The 22,957-nt window shown below is 58.6% G+C and carries 19 protein-coding genes and 1 pseudogene; 5 read left to right on the plus strand and 15 right to left on the minus strand.

Annotated features, from left to right (window positions below; genetic code table 11):
• Window positions 1-53: 53 nt before the first annotated feature.
• Complete coding sequence (locus RBT76_01370; GenBank protein MDX9856422.1) at window positions 54-2,801, minus strand: T9SS type A sorting domain-containing protein; 2,748 nt, start codon at window positions 2,799-2,801, stop codon at window positions 54-56.
• Between the two features lie 449 nt (window positions 2,802-3,250).
• Between RBT76_01370 and RBT76_01375 the strand changes: the two genes are divergently transcribed.
• The gene (locus RBT76_01375) at window positions 3,251-5,152 is read left to right on the plus strand and encodes a DUF4097 family beta strand repeat-containing protein (protein MDX9856423.1); all 1,902 of its coding nucleotides are present in this window, start codon (window positions 3,251-3,253) and stop codon (window positions 5,150-5,152) included.
• Window positions 5,153-5,237: 85 nt separating this feature from the next.
• Here RBT76_01375 and RBT76_01380 read toward each other — a convergent pair whose 3' ends face one another.
• From RBT76_01380 to RBT76_01420, 9 genes and pseudogenes are all read right to left on the minus strand, one after another.
• Window positions 5,238-6,551 (minus strand): HDOD domain-containing protein, encoded by a 1,314-nt coding sequence (locus RBT76_01380; GenBank protein MDX9856424.1) that lies wholly within the window; start codon window positions 6,549-6,551, stop codon window positions 5,238-5,240.
• Window positions 6,552-6,612: 61 nt separating this feature from the next.
• Window positions 6,613-7,863, minus strand: a complete 1,251-nt coding sequence (locus tag RBT76_01385) for a ribonuclease H-like domain-containing protein (protein ID MDX9856425.1) — start codon at window positions 7,861-7,863, stop codon at window positions 6,613-6,615.
• A complete protein-coding gene (locus RBT76_01390; protein ID MDX9856426.1) occupies window positions 7,844-8,791 on the minus strand; it encodes a HEAT repeat domain-containing protein in 948 nt (315 codons plus the stop codon). Before RBT76_01390 ends, RBT76_01385 begins: the two co-directional genes overlap by 20 nt.
• A gap of 1 nt (window position 8,792) precedes the next feature.
• A complete protein-coding gene (locus tag RBT76_01395) occupies window positions 8,793-10,721 on the minus strand; it encodes a hypothetical protein (protein MDX9856427.1) in 1,929 nt (642 codons plus the stop codon).
• Between the two features lie 300 nt (window positions 10,722-11,021).
• Window positions 11,022-11,444, minus strand: coding sequence for a prepilin-type N-terminal cleavage/methylation domain-containing protein (locus RBT76_01400; protein ID MDX9856428.1), 423 nt, complete (start codon window positions 11,442-11,444; stop codon window positions 11,022-11,024).
• A gap of 615 nt (window positions 11,445-12,059) precedes the next feature.
• Window positions 12,060-12,236: pseudogene (locus tag RBT76_01405) on the minus strand (prepilin-type N-terminal cleavage/methylation domain-containing protein).
• An 86-nt stretch (window positions 12,237-12,322) separates the two neighbouring features.
• A complete protein-coding gene (locus tag RBT76_01410) occupies window positions 12,323-13,726 on the minus strand; it encodes a sigma-54 dependent transcriptional regulator (GenBank protein ID MDX9856429.1) in 1,404 nt (467 codons plus the stop codon).
• 296 nt (window positions 13,727-14,022) lie between these two features.
• Window positions 14,023-14,445 carry a prepilin-type N-terminal cleavage/methylation domain-containing protein gene (locus RBT76_01415; GenBank protein ID MDX9856430.1) on the minus strand — a complete coding sequence of 141 codons (423 nt, stop codon included), beginning with the start codon at window positions 14,443-14,445 and terminating at the stop codon, window positions 14,023-14,025.
• A gap of 411 nt (window positions 14,446-14,856) precedes the next feature.
• Window positions 14,857-15,705 carry a DMT family transporter gene (locus tag RBT76_01420; protein MDX9856431.1) on the minus strand — a complete coding sequence of 283 codons (849 nt, stop codon included), beginning with the start codon at window positions 15,703-15,705 and terminating at the stop codon, window positions 14,857-14,859.
• A 175-nt stretch (window positions 15,706-15,880) separates the two neighbouring features.
• Here RBT76_01420 and RBT76_01425 point away from each other — a divergent pair, with 175 nt between their 5' ends.
• The 4 genes from RBT76_01425 to RBT76_01440 all read left to right on the plus strand — a co-directional run bounded on the left by RBT76_01425 (window position 15,881) and on the right by RBT76_01440 (window position 18,320).
• A complete protein-coding gene (locus RBT76_01425) occupies window positions 15,881-16,882 on the plus strand; it encodes a uroporphyrinogen decarboxylase family protein (protein MDX9856432.1) in 1,002 nt (333 codons plus the stop codon).
• Window positions 16,882-17,349, plus strand: coding sequence for a GAF domain-containing protein (locus RBT76_01430; protein MDX9856433.1), 468 nt, complete (start codon window positions 16,882-16,884; stop codon window positions 17,347-17,349). Before RBT76_01425 ends, RBT76_01430 begins: the two co-directional genes overlap by 1 nt.
• 52 nt (window positions 17,350-17,401) lie before the next feature.
• A complete protein-coding gene (locus tag RBT76_01435) occupies window positions 17,402-17,548 on the plus strand; it encodes a DUF5668 domain-containing protein (GenBank protein ID MDX9856434.1) in 147 nt (48 codons plus the stop codon).
• A gap of 76 nt (window positions 17,549-17,624) precedes the next feature.
• Window positions 17,625-18,320 carry a hypothetical protein gene (locus tag RBT76_01440; GenBank protein MDX9856435.1) on the plus strand — a complete coding sequence of 232 codons (696 nt, stop codon included), beginning with the start codon at window positions 17,625-17,627 and terminating at the stop codon, window positions 18,318-18,320.
• 15 nt (window positions 18,321-18,335) lie between these two features.
• On the opposite strand, the gene mce is transcribed toward RBT76_01440, so the two are convergent.
• From mce to accC, 5 genes are read right to left on the minus strand one after another with little or no spacing between them, the layout of a single operon-like run.
• On the minus strand, window positions 18,336-18,752 hold the full coding sequence (gene mce, locus RBT76_01445; GenBank protein ID MDX9856436.1) for a methylmalonyl-CoA epimerase: 417 nt from the start codon (window positions 18,750-18,752) through the stop codon (window positions 18,336-18,338).
• A gap of 3 nt (window positions 18,753-18,755) precedes the next feature.
• Window positions 18,756-19,328, minus strand: coding sequence for a hypothetical protein (locus tag RBT76_01450; protein MDX9856437.1), 573 nt, complete (start codon window positions 19,326-19,328; stop codon window positions 18,756-18,758).
• Complete coding sequence (locus RBT76_01455) at window positions 19,315-20,892, minus strand: methylmalonyl-CoA mutase family protein (GenBank protein ID MDX9856438.1); 1,578 nt, start codon at window positions 20,890-20,892, stop codon at window positions 19,315-19,317. The genes RBT76_01450 and RBT76_01455 overlap by 14 nt, the downstream gene beginning before the upstream one ends.
• Window positions 20,893-21,405, minus strand: coding sequence for a biotin/lipoyl-containing protein (locus RBT76_01460; protein MDX9856439.1), 513 nt, complete (start codon window positions 21,403-21,405; stop codon window positions 20,893-20,895).
• Window positions 21,405-22,931, minus strand: coding sequence for an acetyl-CoA carboxylase biotin carboxylase subunit (gene accC / locus RBT76_01465; GenBank protein MDX9856440.1), 1,527 nt, complete (start codon window positions 22,929-22,931; stop codon window positions 21,405-21,407). The genes RBT76_01460 and accC overlap by 1 nt, the downstream gene beginning before the upstream one ends.
• Window positions 22,932-22,957 lie beyond the last annotated feature (26 nt).

The raw sequence follows: 22,957 nt of genomic DNA on the forward strand, positions 1-22,957 counted from the left end.
AAAGGCCGCTCAGCGAGCGGCCCGATAACTCCGACCCGATACGAGTCACAATCTTACTTCAGCAAAATCATCTTCTTCTGATCTGTGAAGCCGAGTGACTCGAGGCGATAGAAGTACACCCCGCTTGATACCGCGTGCCTGCGCGAGTCGGTTCCGTCCCAGACGACCTCGTGTTCTCCCGCCGGCAAAGACTGATCGACCAATACCCGCACCTCTTGCCCGAGCGTGTTGAAAATGGCCAGTCTTGCACGACTCGCCGCAGGCAGTGCAAACGATATGGTTGTCGCGGGGTTGAACGGATTGGGGTAATTCTGTGCAAGGACGAACGAACCCGGTAGCGCCTGTGCGGGCGTATCATCGACATCCGTCGGCAGATACAGCGTCGTCGCCCCATAGACATTGAAGCCGTTTGCCCGGTTATCGATCCAGCCGAACCATGCGCGTCCCCGCGCCGACGCGGTCGACGGTGTCTTCATGATCTCGACGGCCGCCGATCCGACCGGTTCGTTGACTCCAACCGGAGTGCGGGTTTCGTCCAGAACCTGATAATATACGACGGCGCGGCCGTCGCGATAATCTGTCCACGCGAGACTGACGTAATCATTCTCGTCGACAGACACCGACGGCGACTCCGCGGCCGCATTATCAGAGTCTGTCACCATATCGGAGGCGCCCCCGAGCAAATTCCCCAGCGAGTCGAATACCGAAAGGTATAAACGCCTGACGCTGTTCTCCAACCCGCACCAGGCCAGCGCCAGGGTGCCGTCACCGCGACCGTCGATCGAAAAATCACTCAACCCGCCTCCCGCCAGAACCGGCGCAAAGTCGAACGATCCACCGCGCGATTTGTCGGCTCGATACCACACCGTTTGTACTGTGACAGGGGTCGCGTCTACGTTGAGCCAGCTTGCGAAATACCGATTGTCGCCGGCGGTGGCGGCCCGGAGCGATCCGGCGGCGATTCCCGCAGACCCATCCGATATCAAAAACTCAGCCCCGTCGAGACTGTGATTCGGGTTCAACCACCGACCGTAAACTTGAAACGATCCCGATCGCTTGTCCAGCCAAACCACCAGCGCGCGTCGACTGCTGTTGATTGCCGCCTGCGGCGAGCTCTTTGCGCTCGCCTGTGCCGAGTCCGACACGGTGAATTCAGCGCCGACAAACCTACCCCAGCGGTTGGCATAGCGGGCGAATATCCGCTGCCCGGACTGACCGGAGACAGACCGGCCGTCAATCCACACCACCAGCGCCTCGTCGTTCAGCACAGCATCGATAGCCGGCTCACTCTGCAGGGCCGTCCCGTTGTCCTGGTTTACCCGACGGCTCTCCGACAACGGCTCCAGAGCATGAGTAATCGAACGCAGATAGACATCGCCGTTGTCACGCCTCCGATCTGCATACGCACAGAGCGTATACCAGTCACCGGCGATTGCCAGAGCCGGGGATGAAGACTCGGCGCCAATAAGATCGTCATTGACGGTTACTTCCGACGGGTACTGGGGAACTGCCGCCGAATCAAACGCCATCAGCGAAATATCGGCCTGCCCCGTCAGGACCTCAGACCAGACAACTGCATAGCGCGCCTGACCGCCGTAGGCGATCGCCGGTGACCATCGCTGTCCGGCTGCCGCCGAGCTGTGCACTGCCGGGGTGTCGATTGGATTGGCGTCAATATCAAACCGCTGAGCAACAATGTCGGATTCAGCTGCAAACGACGCCCACGCCGCTGCAAGGCGACCTGCGAGATCTACCGACATGTCCAGATCCCAATGAGCAGTGACGCCGTCCCCTGCCGAGACCAGCCGGTTAGCACCAACCAGACCCGTATTGGTATTGAAGATTTGAACGTAAATGTCCTGACTGAGGCGCAGGTCCACCCATCCGACAGCGTACTGATCGGTAGTTAAGAATGTCACCTGGGGAGTGTACTGGTCGGAGACATCGAAGGGCGATGGCACCAGCGAGAATTCGGTCCCCAGCGGCGCTCCGGCGCCATCAAACAAGCGCGTGTAGATGTCGGCATGTCCGTTCCGATAGTCTTCCCACGCGATCAGAAACCCCGCGTTGGGTTCGACCGCAACCGAGGGGACCCAATGAGAAACTGAACCGACGTCCGAATTGACCGGGATTGGCGCTGTCACGAACGTCCCGGTGCTGCTGACAATTCGCGCCCGAATACCGGAGCCCGCCGAGACATATTCTTCCCACGTAACAACGACCCGCCCGTTCGGGTAGACCGCGATATCGAATGGACCCGCGAAGGCATCCCCCGCAGTGTCGTTTACGAGGTACGTCGGGATGTCGATCGCCAGGCTCGACGAATACCGAGAGCCGTAGATCAGACCGTTGGTCCGGTCGCGATAAAACAGGTATACTCGCCCCAGCGTGTCGGTTTCAATTCTCGGCTCAACATAATCGGCGCCCACAACTGAACCGGCTATAAGTACGTTGGAACCGGAAGGCGCCCCGGACAACGAGTAGCGCTGCCAGAAAATCTTCCGGACACCATCACGGTCGTCATCCCAGACAACCAGCCATCCGCCGTCGGAAAGACCGACAATGTCGGCGTCGGCTTGATCGAAGCGGGCGGGCGCCACCGATTCAGAAATTGCAATATCATCGAGCACGGAAATCGTGGCGGCCGTTCGGGTGAGGTTAGACCCGGACTGGACCGATTGCCGCTCCGGCGGATATAGGTCGAATCGGGCGCGGTGCAACGCGGGTCGGTCGAAGTCCGCTGCAATTAGCGCCTCTGCAACCATCAGCGCGACCGCGGCGCCGATACATATGTGCTTCATGTAATCCCCTGGCGAAAGCGATTCTGAGCCCCTTGATGCAAATATAGTGCCTCCTGGTGATTTTTGCGAGGCTTAATCGACTCCGCGCACCATTCTTTGCTGTCCCCTAACTACTTTCCGGCTAAGTTCTTACGAACAGGGCCACCGCGCTGAGCCGACAGCATCGCGTTGTACCTGCCGGAACCTGCGATTTCGGTTGCAATCACCTTCACAACTTGCGTTATCTTAGCATCACCTGATACTCGGTGGTCGGCTTAACCTGCCAGAACCAAAACGATTATGGTCCATGGTATTAGGCTGAAACCGGGGCGTACGAATATACGTACTAGTACCGACGGGAAGAAACGCCGGTTCCGCCGGTATACAAGGTGAGGCGGCCCCGGTATGGCGACTTGCGACGCTTTGAGTGTCTGCCCGGTAAAACCCGGCCGCGCCTGGAGATGAAGAACGTGCTGAGAAGTTTGCTGACATTCGTGATTGTTACGGCGTCCGCGATAGGTTGCTGGCCCAGTCGACTCGCCGCTCAGGCGCCGGTCCCCCTTACCGAGGATCGTGACTCTCGCGGCGCCGAGGAACGCTCCATACCACGTGAAGCGCAACTGGCCGCAGAGGAGTACCTCGACGTTCTTCAGCAACTGGGGGTGGTCCTCGCTGATTACAGCGTGTACCTGCGAGAGCTCGACCCGAAACGAAAAAGCGAAATCACGGCAAAACTACAGGCCCTCAGCCGCAATATCGAGCGGGGCGAGTACTCCGTTGACGTCAATGCCCTTTCCGACGCATTACGCACCTATGTAGCGGCGCTTCGCGTAGAGGAAGCGCAGTTGAAGGAGCAACAGGCGCGCGAAGAGGAAGGACTCGCCCGGACGCTTCGAAACCTCCGCGTCGAACTCTCGATGATCGAGGGGCTCGTGCAGAGTGACATCGCCGAGCAGATGGCAGAACAGGCAAAGTACCGGGATGCCATCCGGCTGTACGTGCGTGAATCCCTTCGCAATTCACAGGTGTCTTCAAAGGGTATCGCCGTTGCCCCGTTTGTATTCAACGATTCTATCACGGTGGTAATCACGGGCGACAGCCTTGACGAGAGGTATCTGGTCATGGTGCCCCGCGTCCCGGATGTCCCCGACGTCCCGGACATCCCAAACGTACCGTCTACCCCTCGCGTAATAGTGGTGCCCGATGTCCCGCCCGTGCCCCCCGTTGGCGCTCCATCCATGAAAGGACTGCCTCGTGTGATTACACGGTCGCTTTCCGTAGCTTCGCCCGCGGCACCGATCGAGATCGTGCTCGAGGCCGGTGATGTGCAGGTGCTTGGGTCCGCGGATCCTGCCATCACGGCTACCCTCGAGGTGGAAGTGGCCGCCAAGTCACGCACTCGCGAGAAAGAACTGGTCTCCGCCGTGACCTTGTCGCTGACGGGCGATCAGCACGGCTACTCCGTGACAGCAGGATTTCCAGCCATCAGCGACCCAGATACCAAAGTTATCCGAACCGTACTGCGGGTGGAGGTGCCGGATGAAAACCCGCTCATCGTCCGCAATACCTTCGGACAGGTCGGGATCAGCGACATGTTGACCTCAATCGACGTTTCGGGAGATCACTCGACGTTCGCGATTGCCGATTGCCGTGGCGATATCAAGCTCGTGAACACCATGGGGCCGGTGGGCCTCTCCGATGTTGACGGCGTCGTCCATGTCACAAACTCGTACGGTCCGATCGCGCTTGACTTCTGTCGCGGTGAGATAGCCATAGAAAACATGTACGGCGAGGTCTCGCTGCGCGATACCGATGGTGAAATCTCGATCAAAAACAGTGGGACGATCTGGGTGCGCGAGCACACCGGCCCCCTTCGCGTCGACAACTCAAATGGCGTGGTTGATATCGCCGACGTACGCGGTAATCTGACCGCCTTCAATTCATTTCAGCCGTTGCTGATACGGGATATCGACGGTGACGTTCGCGTGGAGAATACCAATGCCACCATTACTCTCACCGACATCAACGGCAAGTCCAGTGCCGCCAATCGATTCGGCACAATCCAGGCGTCTCAGCTGGCCGGGCCGCTCGACCTGGTTAATGAGAACGGAGCGATCGATCTGACCATCGACCGGGCTCTGAGCAGCCGGTCAACTGTCCGAGCGCTCTCCGGCCCCGTTACCATCTGGCTCGATGAAAACAGCGACCTGCTCGTCTCCGCAGAAACACTGGAGGGCACGATCGCCGGATCGTTTCCGATGGAAATCACGGACGACGGCGAGCGGCGCGAGACACGCCTGAAACTGGGCAGCGGCGCCACGCGGCTTGCCATTACGGGCACCAGAAGCGCCATCACGATTAACAAGCGCTGAAACGAACGGTCCGGATCTCTCTCCCCCGTTTCGTTTCTTCGCCCGGCCGGCCCGTCAAACCGGGTCGGCTTTTTTGCGGGGATTGTCAGCCGAGCGGGCCCACCGGCTCGTGGAACTCCTGCAGGAGACGAGCCTTGATCTTGTTCTCGATATCGAGAATGTACATCCCCTCGTGGTATACCGTCGTCTCGAAACTCGCGAGATTCTTCAATTCGTCCATGACCATGGCGATCGTCTCGACCGCGTTGATAATGACCTGCATGGCCATGTACATCTGACCGTTCGGATCGGCAATCTGCTTGTTTTTGATGCCTGCCTCGATCAATTGCGCGCGGCCCGAGATAATCGCGGTGGCGTTGTTGATGTAGTGATTGAACGTAACCGCGATCGTTCGCAGCGACTCCAGGGCCGCTTTCTTGATCTGGTCGCGGGCGATCTGGGTCTGCATCTTGCGATTCTCGCGAAGAAGCGTCTCAACCGTCAGGTATTGCTCGAACATCATTCGATTCGCCTCGGCGATAATCTCCTCCGGCTTGCCCACCTCTATCTCGAGATACGCCGCCTCCGTCACCGTGCGCGCGAATAAAGACTCCTCGATGTCCTTGAGCTGGGCCGGAAGCAGCCCGAGATTGGTGAGCAGCCCTTCCTTCTGTTCGATTATCGACTGCAAATCGCGCGGGCGAGCCTGGATGACCCGGAATCGGGAAATGATGTTCGCCAGTGCGACCACCTGTCCGGCCTTCGTCTCGGGATTGTCGCTGCCCTTCGGAAAGACGTGGTGATGTCGGCCGACAGCCTCACAGATGACCGCCGGCAGATGCCATTGTTCCAGCAAAAACTGGCCCACCCGGGCGTGGTTCGTGCCCCAGACTTCCTGCTCCTGGTCCGTGACCGACTCCGTAACCTCGGCTCCGGTCCAGAGCTGCTCGCAGGCGTCCGGATACGAATTCTCCAGGACGAGCATTCCTATGTCGTGAAGCAATCCCGCGACGAACAGCTCCTCCCAGGCACGGTAGCCGATCGCCTCGGCAATCATGCGCGCGCCGATTGCCACCTCGAGCGAGTGCCGCCAGAATCGGACCCGATCGATACAGGCGCCCCATTTCGCGGTTATGTTGTAAACCGAACTCGACAGCGCAAGCGCCGTGACCTGCCGCGTGCCCAGTGTCACCACAGCTTGTGTCATCGACGTAACCTCGCGGCTCATTCCATAAAACGGGGAGTTGACAATTCGAAGGATCTTGGCGGTTAGCGCCGGATCGCGCATGAGAACGTCGGCCAGTTGGTTCGCGGAGAAGTCTTCCTTCCGCGTCACCCGAATGACCTCGGCGAGCGTCTGCGGCAGGGACAACAGTTCCTTGTTGTCATCCAGAATCTTTGTAATGATGTCTTTGTCCATACCAGACCCTTATTAGTCTAGTATCGGCCGATTCGCTCCATCGTTTAGAGAGGATAAGCAATTAGCCGCCCGCCGAAAGCCTCGCCTCGAGACGCCTGAATCGCCGTTCCAGCTCCTGACGGCAATTGGCCGAGTCAGGCGCCAGTTCTGCCGCGCGCCGTGCCAGACTCAGCGCCCGGCCGTAGTCTTTCACCCGGTGCTCGTAGTACTTGGCGAGTTCGAGCGCGGCGACAAATGCCTCGCGGCCTCCGTCCCCCACCAACGCCTCCCAGATGCCAAGGGCATCCTCGATACGGCCGGCGCGCTTCATCGCCATGGCATGGTACAACCGGGCATCAGCCGCCAGTTCTTCGGCCGTACCATCGATCACCCGGTAAATGTCCACGACCCGGTCGTGTTGTTTGCGGCGTCCATATATCCGCGACAGCGAATAGATATCATCTGCCCGGCCAAGCGACCGCCCGTCGGTGACATACGCCTCGTGTATGTACCGGGCCAGAAAGTACAGCGTCAGAACGTCCAGACGATTGTGCTCCAGCACCTGCGCGAGCATCCCGGACGACTCGCTGTTCAGCCACTCAAAATAAACCGACGGAATCAGGTAGCCGGGGATGTCGTCCTCACGATAAAAAGCGAAAATCTCCCGTTCGATATTGGTCAGCGTGCAGTCTCCGAGGCGGCGACGGAACAGGCGCCTGGTCGGATGAAGCAGGTCCAGGTGATCGGGCGGGTCAAATCCGCGATCGACACGGTTTATGATCATACGGTCCCGTACCAGCGGAACATCGAACGCCGTACCGTTGTAACTGACCAGCGTCCTGTGGTCGGCGCATTCAGCCAGGACCGATTCAAGCAAGGCCGCTTCATCGGAATAGTCCGGCAGAACATACTGACGGATCTCAAATCCGCTTGCGGTGAGGCAGCCCAACCCGATCAAAAACGCAACAGCGCCGGAGCCTCCGAGACCGGTCGTCTCCGTATCGAAAAAAAGCAAGTCGGCCAGCCGGTGCTCACGGTCACTCTCTTTGATCAGAAAAGCCGAATTCAACAACGTTAAATCCGAGGACGGAACATCAAGCTTGCAGTTGCCGAACCGGTGTCCATAAGGGTAACACGTGGTCACTAGGCAGAAAGCCCCGGTCTCGCTGGACACCAGCTCGCCGCCGAGCCGTTCGGCCAACTTCTGATACCGGGGTGGATATGTCCCGACATTCAGGAGCGAGTCGGACTGAGGGGCAGCCGTAGAATTGCCGGGGGTCGTGAAGAACCGGCTGAGCCGGTCGAGCTTTTTGTCAAGGTCGTCCGAATTCATCAGTGGCGGCAGCAATTGCCGATTCGATTTTTACTCGGGCCAGACGATCGGTGCTGTCATTCAAGTATAACACCCGAAAGCCGCAGTTGTCCAGCGGGTCGGCCTCCACCATCGCGAGAGCGGCAAACGTGCGTCGCTCGGAATCGCTCGACTGCAACTGCTGGTGCAGAATCGCAATCGCCCGGGGCGTGGCAAGGCGCCCCAGCAGGCGACAGGCCAGATGCCCGATTATCGGCGGATCGTCTGACATCGCATCACCCAGCGCATCGGTGACAGCCGACGTGTCAAACGATACCAGCGTTTCAAGCGCCATCAGCCGCGCCCCGTAAAACGGGTCAGCCAGCATGCGGATCAGCGGCTGCACGGCCAGTTGCACGCCGATACCGCCGGCGGCCACGACCGCCGACGTTCTCACCTGACCGATCGTATCCGACAGGGCTGCCAGCACCGCGTCGCCTCCCCGGGGATCTTTGATCTTGCCGAGCGCCAATACAGCCTGATCGCGAACCGACCAATTGTCGTGGCCGCAGACCTTGACCAGCCCAAGGGTGGCTGCCGTGTCTTTGATGCTTCCAAGGGCCAACGCGACCCGTTCTACCACAAGCGGCTCCGGCCGCTTGAGAGCGGCCAGCAGATCGGGTACCGCCTCGGAGCCGATCCGCTCGAGCGTCCAGATAATCGTCCATCGCTCGCGGGCAGACTTGGTGGTGAACTTGTCGATCAGAATCGGGACCGCGGGCCGACCCAGCGCTGCGATTGAATCCATCGCGGGCTCGTTCTGGTCACGAAACCGAACCTCCCCGGACGACGCAATCACAAAGAGTGAATCGACTTTCTTCTTCAGATCAAATTGTGCCTGCGCCCCTTCAGTGAAAGCACCCGTAACCAATATGGCGGCAATGACGATTGTGGCTATCACTTTTCGCATTTCAGTTCCCCACAGCGGCGGCCGTGTCGGGCGGGTGCCGTTCGATATCCATCCCGCCTCCCCACCGTGACTCCGTGCGCCAAAAGGTGTTGTCGCGGCCGTTTCCCTGGTACTGGTCCTGGCCGCCGAGATCTATGAACAGTCCGATCGAACCGAAGTCTCGCCTCGGATTACCGTACCCCTGCGTATTGTCCGAACGCCGGACCAGGTAACGGTCCTCCCCCTCGTTGTCGATTAATACGCCGATCCCGTTCGCCGAGCCGGCCGCCTGTGAGAGATCATACGCCGTGTACGTGTCATCGCCGTGGCGGTCGATCAGAATTCCGGCCGAGTAATCATGGCCGCACCCTTGCATGAGTCCCTTGCCGAAATATACGTCGCTGCCGTACTCGTCCACCAGCAGTCCGAGCGCCATGTGCGTTGCCGCGCCCTGCCCGTACTGGAAGCAGGAATATGTATCCAGCCCCGATGAGTCATAAATAAGCCCGACCGCATACCAGTAGGCACACGCCTGTGCGAAAATGTCGGCATGGTACGTATCGTTACCGTCGATATCGATTATGGCGCCGAGACCTCCCGACAAAGTCGGCCTCAGACCATATCCGAATCCCTGCGAAAGCGAAAGGTAATGGTCTTCATATCGCAGTACGTCTTTGTACTTGCCGCCGGCGTAATAACTGTCCGATCCCGTTCGATCGTAGATCAGACCGATCCCCTGCACGAACCCAAACCCCTGCGCGTACAGCGCGGCGTTGTAGATGTCCCGGCCGCCCTCGTCGATCAGCAGACCGATTCCAAACGACCCGGCTCCCTGGCAGTGCGTATCGCCGTCATAGCGGTCGTTGCCCGCGCCGTCGTACAAAAGACCGAACCCGAAAAATCCCGACCCGAGCCCGAACGACATGCCGTCGTAGTGATCGTCACCGTCGAAATCGAGCAACATCCCGACCGTCAGACAACCCGAACCTATCGTGAAGTCGGTCTTGGAGCGATAGACGTCGTTTCCCGAGAGATCGATTATAATCGTGCCGGCCTTATTGCGATTGCCGTGAGACAGATCGTAGATGTCGTCGCCGCCCAAATCGAGAATGAACTTGTATTCCCCGTTGTAGTAGTCATTGCCGGGGCCGCCGACCTTCCATCCGCTCTGCTTGCCGAGATAGCTTTCCGAATTCGCGTCCGCCGGGAGGTATGCCTCGCCGCGCATGATCTGGTCCGCGGTCACCTGTCCCCCGGCCAGCATCGATCGCAACGCGTTCACTTCAAGCATGAGTTCACGAAGACACTCGACTCCGGCGCCCACGACCGGATCGATATCGATTTTCGTGCCAAACGACGCAAACCGGTCGGCGTATATCTCCTCTGCCTTTTCGGCACTGTCAAGCTGCTGGGCCGACATGAACTCCTCGTCCACCGACGTGGTCACCAGCTCTTTGAACTCGTTCAACAGAAACGAACGCTCCGATACCGACAGGCGGGCCAGCATCATTTCGGTCGAACGCGGGAATATAACGTCAAGATAAGTCGCGGCCCGGGACAACGTCTGATTCACGTTGAAGTTGGAAAAGGACAGATTGTATCGGGCCTGGATCTCGCCGATATCCGCCCGGTAGGGTCGAGTCCGCGCAGGAAAGTCCCTGCGCTCGAGATCGGCAAGCAGGATCGCCGCGAGAATCTCCGGTTGCCGGGGAACGTGGGCTTCCCTGAGTCCCTGAAGAAACTCGATCATATCCCACGGGCGCTCCATAAAGTCGGCGACAATCTTCAGTCGGAATGAATCCGGTTCGAGGTAGTCGTTCCGGAACGATATGTCCTGCGGAAAAAGGCCGAGGTACGACGTCAATTCGGACAGACCATACTCCTCCGGCGATGCCTGCCGGTCATCGGCCTGCCCCACAGCGGCGCAGATCAAAAGAAGTGCTGCAATCAAACAGGTCTTCATAGTAATGGGTCAGTATGCCCTTTGCGGTCCTGGAGGTCAACAAGAATAGCATGGTGGTATAGGGAGTTATCGGTCGTGAAAGAGGTGAAAATGAGGTGGAATTGGGGGGGACAAGTGATTCGTTATCAAACTCTCAGTTGTTCCGTCAGGTGCTAGGCCGCCCGCCGCGGCGGGGGAAGCATCCGAGAGAACAAGGTCGGGTCAAGTTCGAATCAGGTGAAATTGTACGACAAAAAAAGCGCCCGCCATCCGGCGGGCGCTTCCTCTGACTCGATAATCGACTGTCTACTAGGTGGTCACGTCGTTGGTGGTGTTCGTGAGCGCACCTGTCTCGTCGATGTTCCAGACGTCGTCTGTCGCGTCATCGTCGAGGTTGGCCGTCGCGGTCGCGTCAAACGCGTTCACCTGCGGCTGGTAGTCGTAGCTGTAAATCGCGCTCGACATGATTTCAACACCAAGCTGCGGGAACGAACCGCCGGCAACCTGCGGGCTGGCGTCACCAGTCACGTAGGTGTTGTTGGCCTGGCGATACGTACGGGCCATCGTGTAGATCTGCTTCAGGATCTGCTTGGCCTCGGACTGCTTCGAGCGCGTGGTAGCCTGCATGAACCGCGGGATAGCCAACGCGGCCAGGATACCGATGATCACAACCACGATCATCAACTCGATGAGGGTGAAACCCTTCTGGCGATTGTGGAACTTGCTGAACATGAATCCCTCCAATACGGGTGTTATTGGTGTTACCGTCTTCTGCGTTCTTACGGCGTCACTAATTGCAAGACCCGTGCCTCGACCGAGGGGATTTTTTGAACACGTTTGACGTCGCTAAGTCGTTATATACTAACACGCACTCGCTCGGGGCTCGGGACCGTAGGAACGGCCCCATAAATCCGACCGAAATTCGCCCGGGTGCCTTCGCGCAGAATGCAAGACCTCTTGCATTCTGCAAGAGCCTACACCTCGCCCAACTTCCCCGTCAGACTTTCCGGTCACGGAAGATCCCGGACAAACGAAAGCGGGCGCTCAGAGAGCGCCCGCCGGAAGATGGAGCTATGACCTGTCCTGGAAACGAGACTATGTGGTGACGTCGTTAACCGTATTCAGAAGCGCACCCTGATCGTTGATCGTCCACGTATCAATCGTCGCGTCCCCGTCGATATCCGCCGTGGCGGTGGCCGTGAACGCCTGGCCGTTCACCTGAATATCATACGTGTAGATGGCGCTGGGCATGATCTCCACCCAGATTTCACCAAACGTCTGGGGGTTCGCGGCGTTGGCCACGCCGCCCGGGTTGAAATAAGCGTTTGCTACCGACTGTTGACGGTACGCACGCTGGTTGACGTATATCTGCTTGAGAATGAGCTTGGCTTCGGACTGCTTGGAACGCATTGACGCGGTCATGAATCGCGGAATAGCCAGCGAAGCCAGAATTCCTATGATGACGACCACGATCATCAATTCGATCAGCGTAAAACCCCGATTGTCGCTATACTGTCTGCGCATATCCCTAACCCTCATTGTGCTGAGATTTCGTATTAGTCGACGGTTATATGCGCAAGTAGCGTTCCAAGCCGCTGTTCAAAAAATTACTAGTCGCCGTCACCGTCTTCAGGCCGGTTCTTCTGTTTACCTGCAAACAGCCCCTTGAGGTTGTAGCGATCGAGCTTGCGGTACAGTGTTGAGCTGTCAATGCCGAGAATCCGGGCAGCCTCGGCCTTCTTACCGTCAGTCTGTGTCAGAACATAATGGATATATGCCTTTTCGATCGATTCCAGGGTCGGATTGCTCGGCTGTGCCTGCTGCACAACCCCCGCGGGCTCCGACTTGGCGAGCCGCTCCGGAAAGTCGGCTCGCTCCAGCCGCGGCGCGCGACTGAGCAGGATGGCCCGCTCGATCGTGTTCTCAAGCTCGCGGACATTCCCCGGCCAGTGATAGCCTCTCAGAAGTTCGAGCGCGTCCGGAGCGATCTCCTTGGCCGGCCGGCCAGCCTTCTGACAGAACCGGTCGATAAAATGCTCGATCAACAGCGGGATATCCTCCGCGCGTTCGCGAAGCGGCGGAATCGTGATCGGTATGACGTTGAGGCGGTAAAACAGATCCGGGCGGAACCGCCCGGCTTTTACGTCTTCCTCGAGATCGGCGTTGGTTGCCGCTATCAAACGGACATCGACTTCGATCGGCTGCGTGTGTCCAACCGGCGTGATTTTCTTCTCTTCCAGCACGCGCAGCAGCTTGACCTGAATGGCCAATGAAGTGTTGCCGACCTCGTCGAGGAAAAACGTACCGTTGTCGGCAACCTTGAACAAACCGTCCTTGTCCTTGACCGCACCGGTGAACGAACCCTTCTTGTGCCCGAACAGCTCGGACTCGAGCAGTGTCTCCGGAAGCGCCGCGCAGTTGATCGACACAAACGGTCCGCCGCAGCGGGTGGAATGATGATGAATCGCCTTGGCGATTAGGTCCTTCCCGGTGCCCGACTCCCCACGAATCAGCACGGTGGAATCCGACGAGGCCACCCGCCGGGCAAGCTTCTTGAGCTGGGCCACCGCTTCCGACGTCCCGATGAAATTGTCGAACGAGTTATCGCCCTGCAGTTGTTTCTTGAGCTGGACATTCTCCTGAAGCAGGGCGGTCCGGTTTATCGACTTCTCGATAACCAGCTTGATCTCGTCAACCTTGAACGGCTTGGTGATGTAATCGGCGGCCCCTTCTTTCATCGCCTCGATCGCCGTATCTACCGAAGCAAACGCGGTCATCACGATAAACTCCTGCCCCGCCTTGAACGTCTTGACCGTCTTGAGCACGTCGATTCCGGTCATCTCCGGCATCTGCAGATCGGCGATCACCAGATCGTAGTTCTTCTGCTTGAGCCACGAAATACCCTCCGGCGGAGAGGTGGTGGAATCGACACTGTAGCCCTCCTTCGCCAGCATAATCTCCATGAAATTGCACATGGAATCTTCATCATCGATCACAAGAATAGAAGCCGGCATGAACGTCTCCGACAGGTACACAGACCAGGTTATTTACGCCCTTTTGAGACAATTTCGGCAGAGCCGTCGAGACGGATTATGCCGACTTTCCAGTTTGCTCAGGAATTGGACAGAGACAGCCCCGGACGTCCAGGCGGGTTGTCCCCGCTCCGGACACGCTTCATTCTGACATCAATCTGCTGGATACTTCCAGCCCGCCGCAGCGGACGGTTACGTCCCGCAGTAATGACATCGGGAACACTCCAAAAAAAGCGCCCGCCGAAGGCGGGCGCTTCGAGTTGAGCGTGGGCTGCCGATCAGGATACGGCGTCGTTGGTCGTGTTCTGGAGGTTGCCGGTCTCGTCGATGTTCCAGACGTCGTCTGTCGCGTCATCGTCGAGGTTGGCCGTCGCGGTCGCGTCAAACGCGTTTACCTGCGGCTGGTAGTCGTAGCTGTAAACGGCGCTCGACATTATCTCAACACCTAGCTGCGGAAAGGCGCCGCCGGCTACCTGCGGGCTGGCGTCACCCGTAACATAGGTGTTATTGGCCTGACGATAGGTACGGGCCATCGTGTAGATCTGCTTCAGAAGCTGCTTCGCCTCCGACTGCTTCGCCCGCGTGGTAGCCTGCATGAACCGCGGGATCGCCAGCGAGGCCAGGATACCTATGATCACGACCACGATCATCAACTCGATAAGGGTAAAACCCTTCTGGCGACTGTGGAACTTGCTGAACATACCTTTCTCCGATACGTACATGGTGTGAATGCTCACCGAGAGCTTCGAGAATTACCACCATCATAATCGCAAACGGCATGCCTGATCGCGCAGGCCGATTCCATCAAAAACTGGACTGATTAAGTCAATGAGCGCCATGCACAACCGACCGGAAATCCCGCTGGTTCGACAATCCGGCCGATTATCGCCGGCGTTTGACACTCACAAAGCGCCGCAAATTGCGAGAGCAATCCGCATTCTGCCATACTTCACCCGCGTGCGACGCGCTGCTGTGTGATCTCTGACCCTCCGACACCTTACCAAGGTGCATCCCCTTGCCGGAGCATATGATTGGTTGGTACAAGCGTCAGAAGTCAATTCACTGTGCCGGTCGCCCCGGTTTCGTCCCCGCTGAACTGCCGTGGATCAGTCTCATTCCGTCCGACGGTATCTCGAACTCAGCAGTGTGCCGATTATGATCAGGGCGATTCCGGCCAACGCCAGCGGTTCAATGTGCTCACCGAATATCACCAAACCAAACGTCAGTGCGAACACCACCCCGAGGTAATTGAAGTTCGAGATGTTTGCCGCGCGTTCCGCCTGATATGCCCTCGTCATGTAGATCTGCGCGATTGTCACACATATCCCGATCATCAGGAGCACCAGCCAGTCGACCGGTGACGGCATCACCCAGTGGAACGCCGTGTAGGTCCCGATAATCGGCACCGTCACCAGCGGGAAGTAGAACACCACCACGAGGTGGTGATCGTCGGTGCGGACCTTACGGATGATGTTATAGGCGACACCCGATGCAGACGCGGCGACCACTCCCAGCCCGACATCGAGCGGCGTCACGCGCGGATCGAAGCCCTTGATCAACAGCACCCCGGCAAACGAGACTGCAAAAAACAGCCACTGGATCGGACGGGGAGGTTCGTTGAGCATGACGCCTGCGATAATGACCGTAAAGATCGGCGACAGATACTGAAGTGTGACGGCGCTGGCCAGCGGCATGCGCTGGAGAGTGTAGAAAAACAGCGTGAGGGCGACCGTACCGGCCGCGCCGCGCGCGATCAACCACCGCCTGTTGTTGCCCCAGGGACTGATTCCGGCTCGCCGAAGCAGCGCCCAGCACACGACCAGAGATATGACCGCGCGAAAAGTAACGATTTCATGCGACGGAATATGAGAGAGCCACTTGACGCCGACCTGCATCAGGGCAAACATGAAAGTGGCGATCAGGATATACCGGACACCGTCACTGACGGCAGGCACTCTCATAGGCCAACCCGTTGTCGCCCAGATTTCATGGTCTGGAGTAAGGCCCACTCTGCGGAAAATGTCAAGCGGTTAGTCGGTCCAGCCTCCGCTGAACTTCGCCCCGGTTTCGCTTGTTTCTCGGACAAGGATCATCCATACTTGCGTCAGTAACCTTGCGACTCGACACGGAAAGCGCATGAAGGACAGGTATTCGCACCGCGACCGCATTCAGATGATCATCGCCGGCGAGAAGCCGGACCGGTTCGCCGCATCCTTCTGGCGGCATTTCTTCCACATGGAACACCACGCCGAAGGAACCGCCGAAGCTATGGTCGGTTTCCAGAAGCGCTTCGACTGGGACTTCATCAAGGTGAACCCCCGCGCCGACTATATGGTTCAGGACTGGGGACTCCAGATCAAGTACTCCCGCGACGAGTACAAAAAACACGACAAGGTCTCTTTTCCCATCCAGAAGCCGGAAGACTGGATAAAAATCAAACCCCTCTCCCCTTCCGCGCCCGCCCTCGCCGAACACCTCAAGGTTGTCTCGATTATCCGCAGGGCGATCGGAAAAGAAACCCCGATCCTCATGACCCTGTTCACCCCGCTGTCCTTGGTCGGGCGGTTGGTCCCCACCAAACAGCGACTGATCGATCACCTGCGCACCGAACCCGAATTGGTCGAGAGCGCTCTCCGGGCCATTACCCAGACTTATCGCGCGTACGCGTCGGAACTTCGAAACGCGGGAGCCGACGGGATCTTTTTCGCGACCACCCACTGGGCCTCATACGACAAGCTGACCTGGGACGAGTACCAGCGGTTTGGTGTTCCCTATGATCTGAAAGTCCTCGAAGGGACGGAGTCGGGCGCGATTAACCTCCTGCATGTTTGCGCCAGTAACAACTTTCTGCGCGAACTGACCAAATTTGATTACCGACCGCAGTTGGTCAACTGGGACTCCAGCGACCCGACCAACCCCCCACTGGACAAGGCCTATGACATATGGCCCAGAGCGGCCCTGGTCGGCGGCGTCGACCACACCGGATGGCTCTTGCGGTCGAGGCCGGAGGAAATGCCGTTTTTTGTCGATCAGATAAAAAGGACCCATGACCCGGCGCGGGTCATCATCGGACCCGGATGCGCCGTGGAACCGGAAACCGACATGAATAACCTCCGCGCTATCAGGGAGAGACTCTAATGGACGCCAACCGGAGACAACTGGTAGACAACGTTCGTATCGCGATTGCCAACGCCTCGACTCGGGATGACATCCTGCGGACGGCAGCGGAATTGATCGACGGGTTCTCCGACGGTTACAACTGGACCGGCTTCTACATGATGCGCGAAGACGGGAAGCTCGAAGTAGGCCCCTATGTCGGCCCTGCCACCGAGCATACCGTGATTGAGCTGAACCGTGGCATCTGCGGAGCGGCCGCGTCGCAAAAGCAGACCGTCGTGGTCGACAACGTGCTGGACGACCCCCGCTTCCTCGCCTGTTCCATCACCACCCGTTCGGAAATCGTGGTGCCGCTTCTTGACGGCGATCGGGTCATCGGTGAAATCGACATCGACTCCGACCACCCCAAGTTCTTTAATGGCGAAGACCGCGCCATGCTGGAAGCCGTGGCAGCCGAAATCGTCCGCCGGCTCAGAGATTTAGCCTGATAACGATACCTGTGACTACAACCAAATGAAGCTGTCGAGCTGAGGAGCGCTGATGTTTCTGGGCGTGTTACTGCTGATCCTGGGCGTACTCCTGTTGTTGCGGGAGATGGGACTCATCTACGGGGATATCTGGGACTACGTCTGGCCGATCGCACTGATTGCGCTGGGCGTTTCCATGATCTTCAAATCGAAAAAGTGACCCCGGCCGCGCCACGCCGCCCGGCCGGCTCCCATTACGTACTGCTGGTTTTGCCCGCACGGTCGATAACTAGTCTATGCGACTGTACCTGGGCATCCTGGTCATTGCGGGCGTGTTGCTCCCCGCCTCCGCTCCCGGCGCGGGCTGGACCACCGTTGCGGGCGAGGCCCGCGTGCCGCTCGCCGAGGGATGGCTTATCGTCGGCGACACAACGGAATACCCGCTCGAACTGCTCCACAAGTCCGGGCAGGCGGAATTGCTCGTCTTCAAGTCCGACATCGAAGCAGTCGAATCGGTCGATAACCAGCAACAGCTTCGAACGGCCGTCGATCGGGTCATCGACAACGTCATCCTGACGCTGCCTGACGCGCGCCTGCTCACGAACACCGGCTACCACGAAACCTTCCGGACGGGCTTCATCCTCGAATTCCTCTCGACCGATACGATTTCCGACAGCACCCTCCACCACCGACTCAAAACAGTCATCTATCGTTTGCCTGACGATAGTCAAATCATGTTTACCCTCTGGGGCAAAGGACTTCGGTCGGGCTGGCATGACATCGAACCCTCGGTGGTGTTCATGCAGGATGGATTCGGTTTCCTGGGAGAAGCCGAAGACCGCGTATTTGCTGCGGTCAGCCGTCGATACTACTGGCCCGTGCTGGTAATAGCGCTCGCCGTGCTGGCCACCGTCCTGCTCATACGAAAGGGTCGCCCCGGCGAACAACCCGCCGAAACGACCCCAAAAGCATATTCCCGACACCTGCAGTGATCGCCGGTGTCCGGTCTATTTCTTCTCTTCCAGCTCGATCAGAACGCCGCCGCCGGCAGACGGATGAACGAAAGCGATCCTGTTTCCCTCAGCGCCGATCCGAGGCACCTCATCGATCAACCGGTAACCGGCCCGCTTCAACTCCGCGAGCCGCGCTACGATGTCTTCAACGTAGATGCAGATATGATGCAGTCCTTCGCCGCGCTTTTCGATATACTTTGCGATCGGACTGTCGGCCGACGTGGCGGCTACCAGCTCAACTCGGCCGCCGGCGTGCTCGCCTCCCACTGAAAACATCGCCACCCGGACTTTCTGGTCCGCAACCTCGGTTATCATCGATGGCTCGCGGCCCGTGATGACTCGGTATCGTGCCACCGCGTCTTCGAGCGAGGCTACCGCTATGCCTGCATGTGAAAGTAACGCGTCACTCATTGATTACAGCCCTTCCTCGGCCTCCGCCTTCGCCGCCGAATCGGCGGCACGGATAATGCGTTCATACTCGACCTGTTGTACTATGCCCGACGCGTTCGATGTGAACGTGGGGCGGATCCAGCGCCCGTTATGGAAGAAAAACGAATACGTGTCGTAGTCCTTCGAGATTTTCCCCGTTGGACCCTCGAACACGACCTCCACGTTGACCAGGCAGGTGTCAGCTTTGAAATTGAATTCGAGCAGATCGATGTGATCGATCGAATCGGGATTGAAATACTTGATATGATCAAACTCGAGATACTCGTCGAACGTCGCCCGATCATGCAGGTAGGAAAACTCGCTCTCCCACAGCGGCGCTTTATCGTAGTACTTGAATCGCTCGATTATCTCGTCGACCAGCGCCTGCATCTGCCGTTTGTCCTCGGCTCGTTCGCCCGTGAATTCGCGACGACCCTCCGCCGCCGGCGTCGACGAATCCGCCGTGGACGTCTCCTGCGGCTCGGAACCGCAGCCAAACATCACAAGGAACAGCATACACGCAGCGAATGCCGTCGGTACGAGTCTACCTGCTGTCACGGTATTCACCCCACTCCTCTCTGAAAACATCGGAAATCTCACCCACCGTTGCATAGTGTTCGACTGCCGTCAGGATATGCGGCACGACGTTCTCCGTTGCGCGGGCGGCCGTGCGCAACCCCTCCAGGGCCGCCCGGACAGCGCCGTTATCACGGCTTGCTTTCAACTTTTGTAGCGCGGCCACCTTCTTTTGTTCCAGCGCAGGATCGATTTTCAGAATCGAAGGCACAGCCAGATCCGCTTCCTGGAACTTGTTGACGCCGACCACCACCATTTCGTTGTGTTCCAACTGCTGCTGGTACTCCCATGATACCCTCGCAATTTCATCTTTGTAGTAGCCGGTTTCGATACATTGCACCGAGCCGCCCAGCCGCTCGATCTCGCCCATGAGCTCCCGTATGGCCTCTTCCATGGCGTCGGTTAGATACTCCACGTAGTACGACCCGGCCAGCGGGTCCACGGTGTCGGCGGTACCCGACTCGTAAGCCAGAATCTGCTGCGTCCGCAGCGCGATCTCGACCGACTTCTCGGTCGGCAGCGCCAGCGCCTCGTCGAACGAGTTGGTGTGCAGCGACTGCGTTCCGCCGAGCACCGCCGCCAGCGCCTGCACCGCTGTTCGAACGATATTGTTCTCCGGCTGCTGTGCCGTCAGCGTTGATCCGCCCGTCTGCGTATGGAAACGAAGCATCATTGACTTCGGATCCTTCGCGCCAAAACGATCTTTGACGATCCCCGCCCAGAGCCTGCGCGCCGCCCGGAACTTGGCGACTTCTTCGAACAGGTTGTTGTGCGAGGCGAAAAAGAAGGACAGCCGCGGCGCGAAATCGTCGATGTCCAGCCCCGCCTTCAACGCCGCCTCCACGTACGCGATCGCATCCGACAGCGTGAACGCCACCTCCTGAACTGCCGTACTGCCCGCCTCGCGAATGTGGTAACCGGAAATCGATATCGTGTTGAACTTCGGCAGACGATCTTTCGCGAACGAGAAGATGTCCGTGATGAGTCGCATCGACGGCTTCGGCGGATAAATATGCGTCCCGCGCGATATGAATTCCTTCAGAATGTCGTTCTGAATCGTCCCCGTGAGCTTCTCCGAAGCTACGTTTTGCTTTGTGCCGACCGCGATATACATGCACAACAGGACCGCCGCGGTGGCGTTGATTGTCATTGACGTAGAAACCTTGTCGAGCGGAATGCCGTCGAACAGCACCTCCATGTCCTCGAGCGAATCAATAGCCACCCCGGTGCGGCCCACCTCCCCGGCCGCCATCGGATGATCCGAGTCGTAGCCGATCTGCGTGGCAAGATCAAACGCAACCGACAAGCCGGTTTGACCCTTCTCCAGCAGATACTTGAACCGCCGGTTTGTCTCTACCGCTGTGCCGAATCCGGCATACTGCCGCATCGTCCACAACCGCCCGCGGTACATCGTCGGGTAGACGCCGCGCGTGAACGGGTACTCGCCGGGCGTCCCGAGCTTCGCCGTGTCCACCGAATGCGTCGTCTCATCGAGCACCGTCGGAATCGGGATGCCCGAACGCGTGTATTTTCTGGTGTCTGCCATTTACTCAAACTCTACGAGTTGTTCACCCTTTTCGACCGACTGGCCCTTCCGCGCGTGAATCGCTTTCACCGTGCCGTCGGTTCTGGCTTTGAGGATGTTTTCCATTTTCATTGCTTCTATGACTACGAGGGGCTGGTGGCGTTTCACCGTATCGCCCACGACAACCTTCACATCGACCACCAGGCCCGGCATCGGCGCGCTCAGCACGGACTCCCGCGCACCGCCCGCCGCCTTGCCTGCCCGCTTGCGCAACTGCGCAAGGTTGTAGTCTTCGATGCGAAGCGGGATATCCGTGCCCTGCAGGAATACGATACGGTCCGTATCGTTCCCGTTGAACCGAATATCCACCTCGTGGGACTCACCGTCGATCAGCAGCAGCGAGCGACCGCGTTGCATATCCTCGTGGTCCACCTCCACCGCGCGACCATTCACGGTCAGGTGATACCGCTCGGAGCGGTACTCGACATGGATGTCGTACTCCCTGTCGTCTATCGTTACGGTGTAACGCGCCATCAGCGACTCCCTCCGAATGTACGAAGGTTTACGCGACGGTGATAGGCCACCCAATTGGAACGGCTCCCCCCGTCCTGAGTGGTCCGTACACTGATCTTTCTCTCGGTCACATACTTGTCGAGGGCCGCCGCAATCGCGGCCTTTTCGCCGAGCGCATCGGTCATCCGGTGATAGTTGTTGTCGGGATACTCCTCGGCGAGAAAGTGCGTGGACAACTCCCCGGACTGGAACCGCGGATTATCCATGATCACCCGATGGAACCCGATAGTCGAGCGTACACCCGACACGCGATACTCCTCGAGCGCCCGTTTCGCCCTCGCAATCGCCTGCTCCCGGCTCGTACCCCACACCACCAGCTTCGCGATCATCGGATCATAGTAGACCGGGATTTCCTGGTAAATTATCACTCCCGAATCGACCCGTACACCCGGACCGGCCGGTATCCGGTAGTGTTTCAACTCCCCGGTCGACGGGATAAAACCCTCATCGGGATCTTCGGCGTATATGCGACACTCGACCGCATGGCCGGTGAGCTTGACATCGTCCTGCGCGAACGAGATGCGCTTCCCCTCGGCGATTGCAATCTGCTCGATCACCAGGTCTACCCCGGTCACCATCTCCGTTACCGGGTGTTCCACCTGCAGACGTGTGTTCACTTCGAGAAAATAAAACGCCCCGTCCTGATACATGAACTCCACCGTTCCGGCGCCGACGTAGTTCGACGCCTTGGCGATATTGATCGCCGCCTCACCCATGCGGGCGCGGAGTTCCGGGGTCATGATTGGCGATGGCGATTCCTCGATCACCTTCTGGTGACGACGCTGAATGGAACACTCGCGCTCGCCAAGATGAAGGCAGGTGCCGTGCGAATCGCAGAGGATCTGAATCTCGATATGGCGCGGACGGTCGAGATACTTCTCGATGAAAACCCGGCTATCACCAAAAGCGGAGCGGGCTTCGTTCGCCGCCGATTGCAGCGCCTCCTCGAAAGACTCTTCGTCGCGGACCACCCGCATCCCTTTGCCGCCCCCGCCGGCTGCGGCTTTCACCAGAATCGGAAACCCGATCTCGCGTGCCCGTTCGCGCGCGTGCCGGACATCACCATTTGCGATGTCTGTGCCCGGCACAACCGGAAGCCCCGCACGAATCGCCATCTCCCGCGCGACCAGCTTGTCGCCGAGCTGCCGGATTGTCTCGGGTCTCGGCCCGATGAATATGATCCGCTCGGCCTCGCACCGATGCACGAACTCCGGATTCTCGGCCACGAAACCATACCCCGGATGAATCGCATCGGCCCCCGATATCCTCGCCACCTCGATCAACTTGTCGTGAACGAGATAGCTCTGCGAAGACGGCGACGGCCCGATATGATACGCCTCGTCGGCAAGGCGTACGTGGTATGCCGACCGATCGCAGTCGGAGTAGACCGCAACCGCCGTGATTCCGAGATCATGGCACGCGCGGATGATTCGCACGGCGATCTCGCCCCGATTGGCGATGAGGATTTTCTTTATCCGTCTGCTCATGCCCTGCCCGATCTCCTGCGTCCTCG

The organism is Candidatus Zixiibacteriota bacterium (assembly GCA_034003725.1).
Classification (GTDB): domain Bacteria; phylum Zixibacteria; class MSB-5A5; order GN15; family FEB-12; genus WJMS01.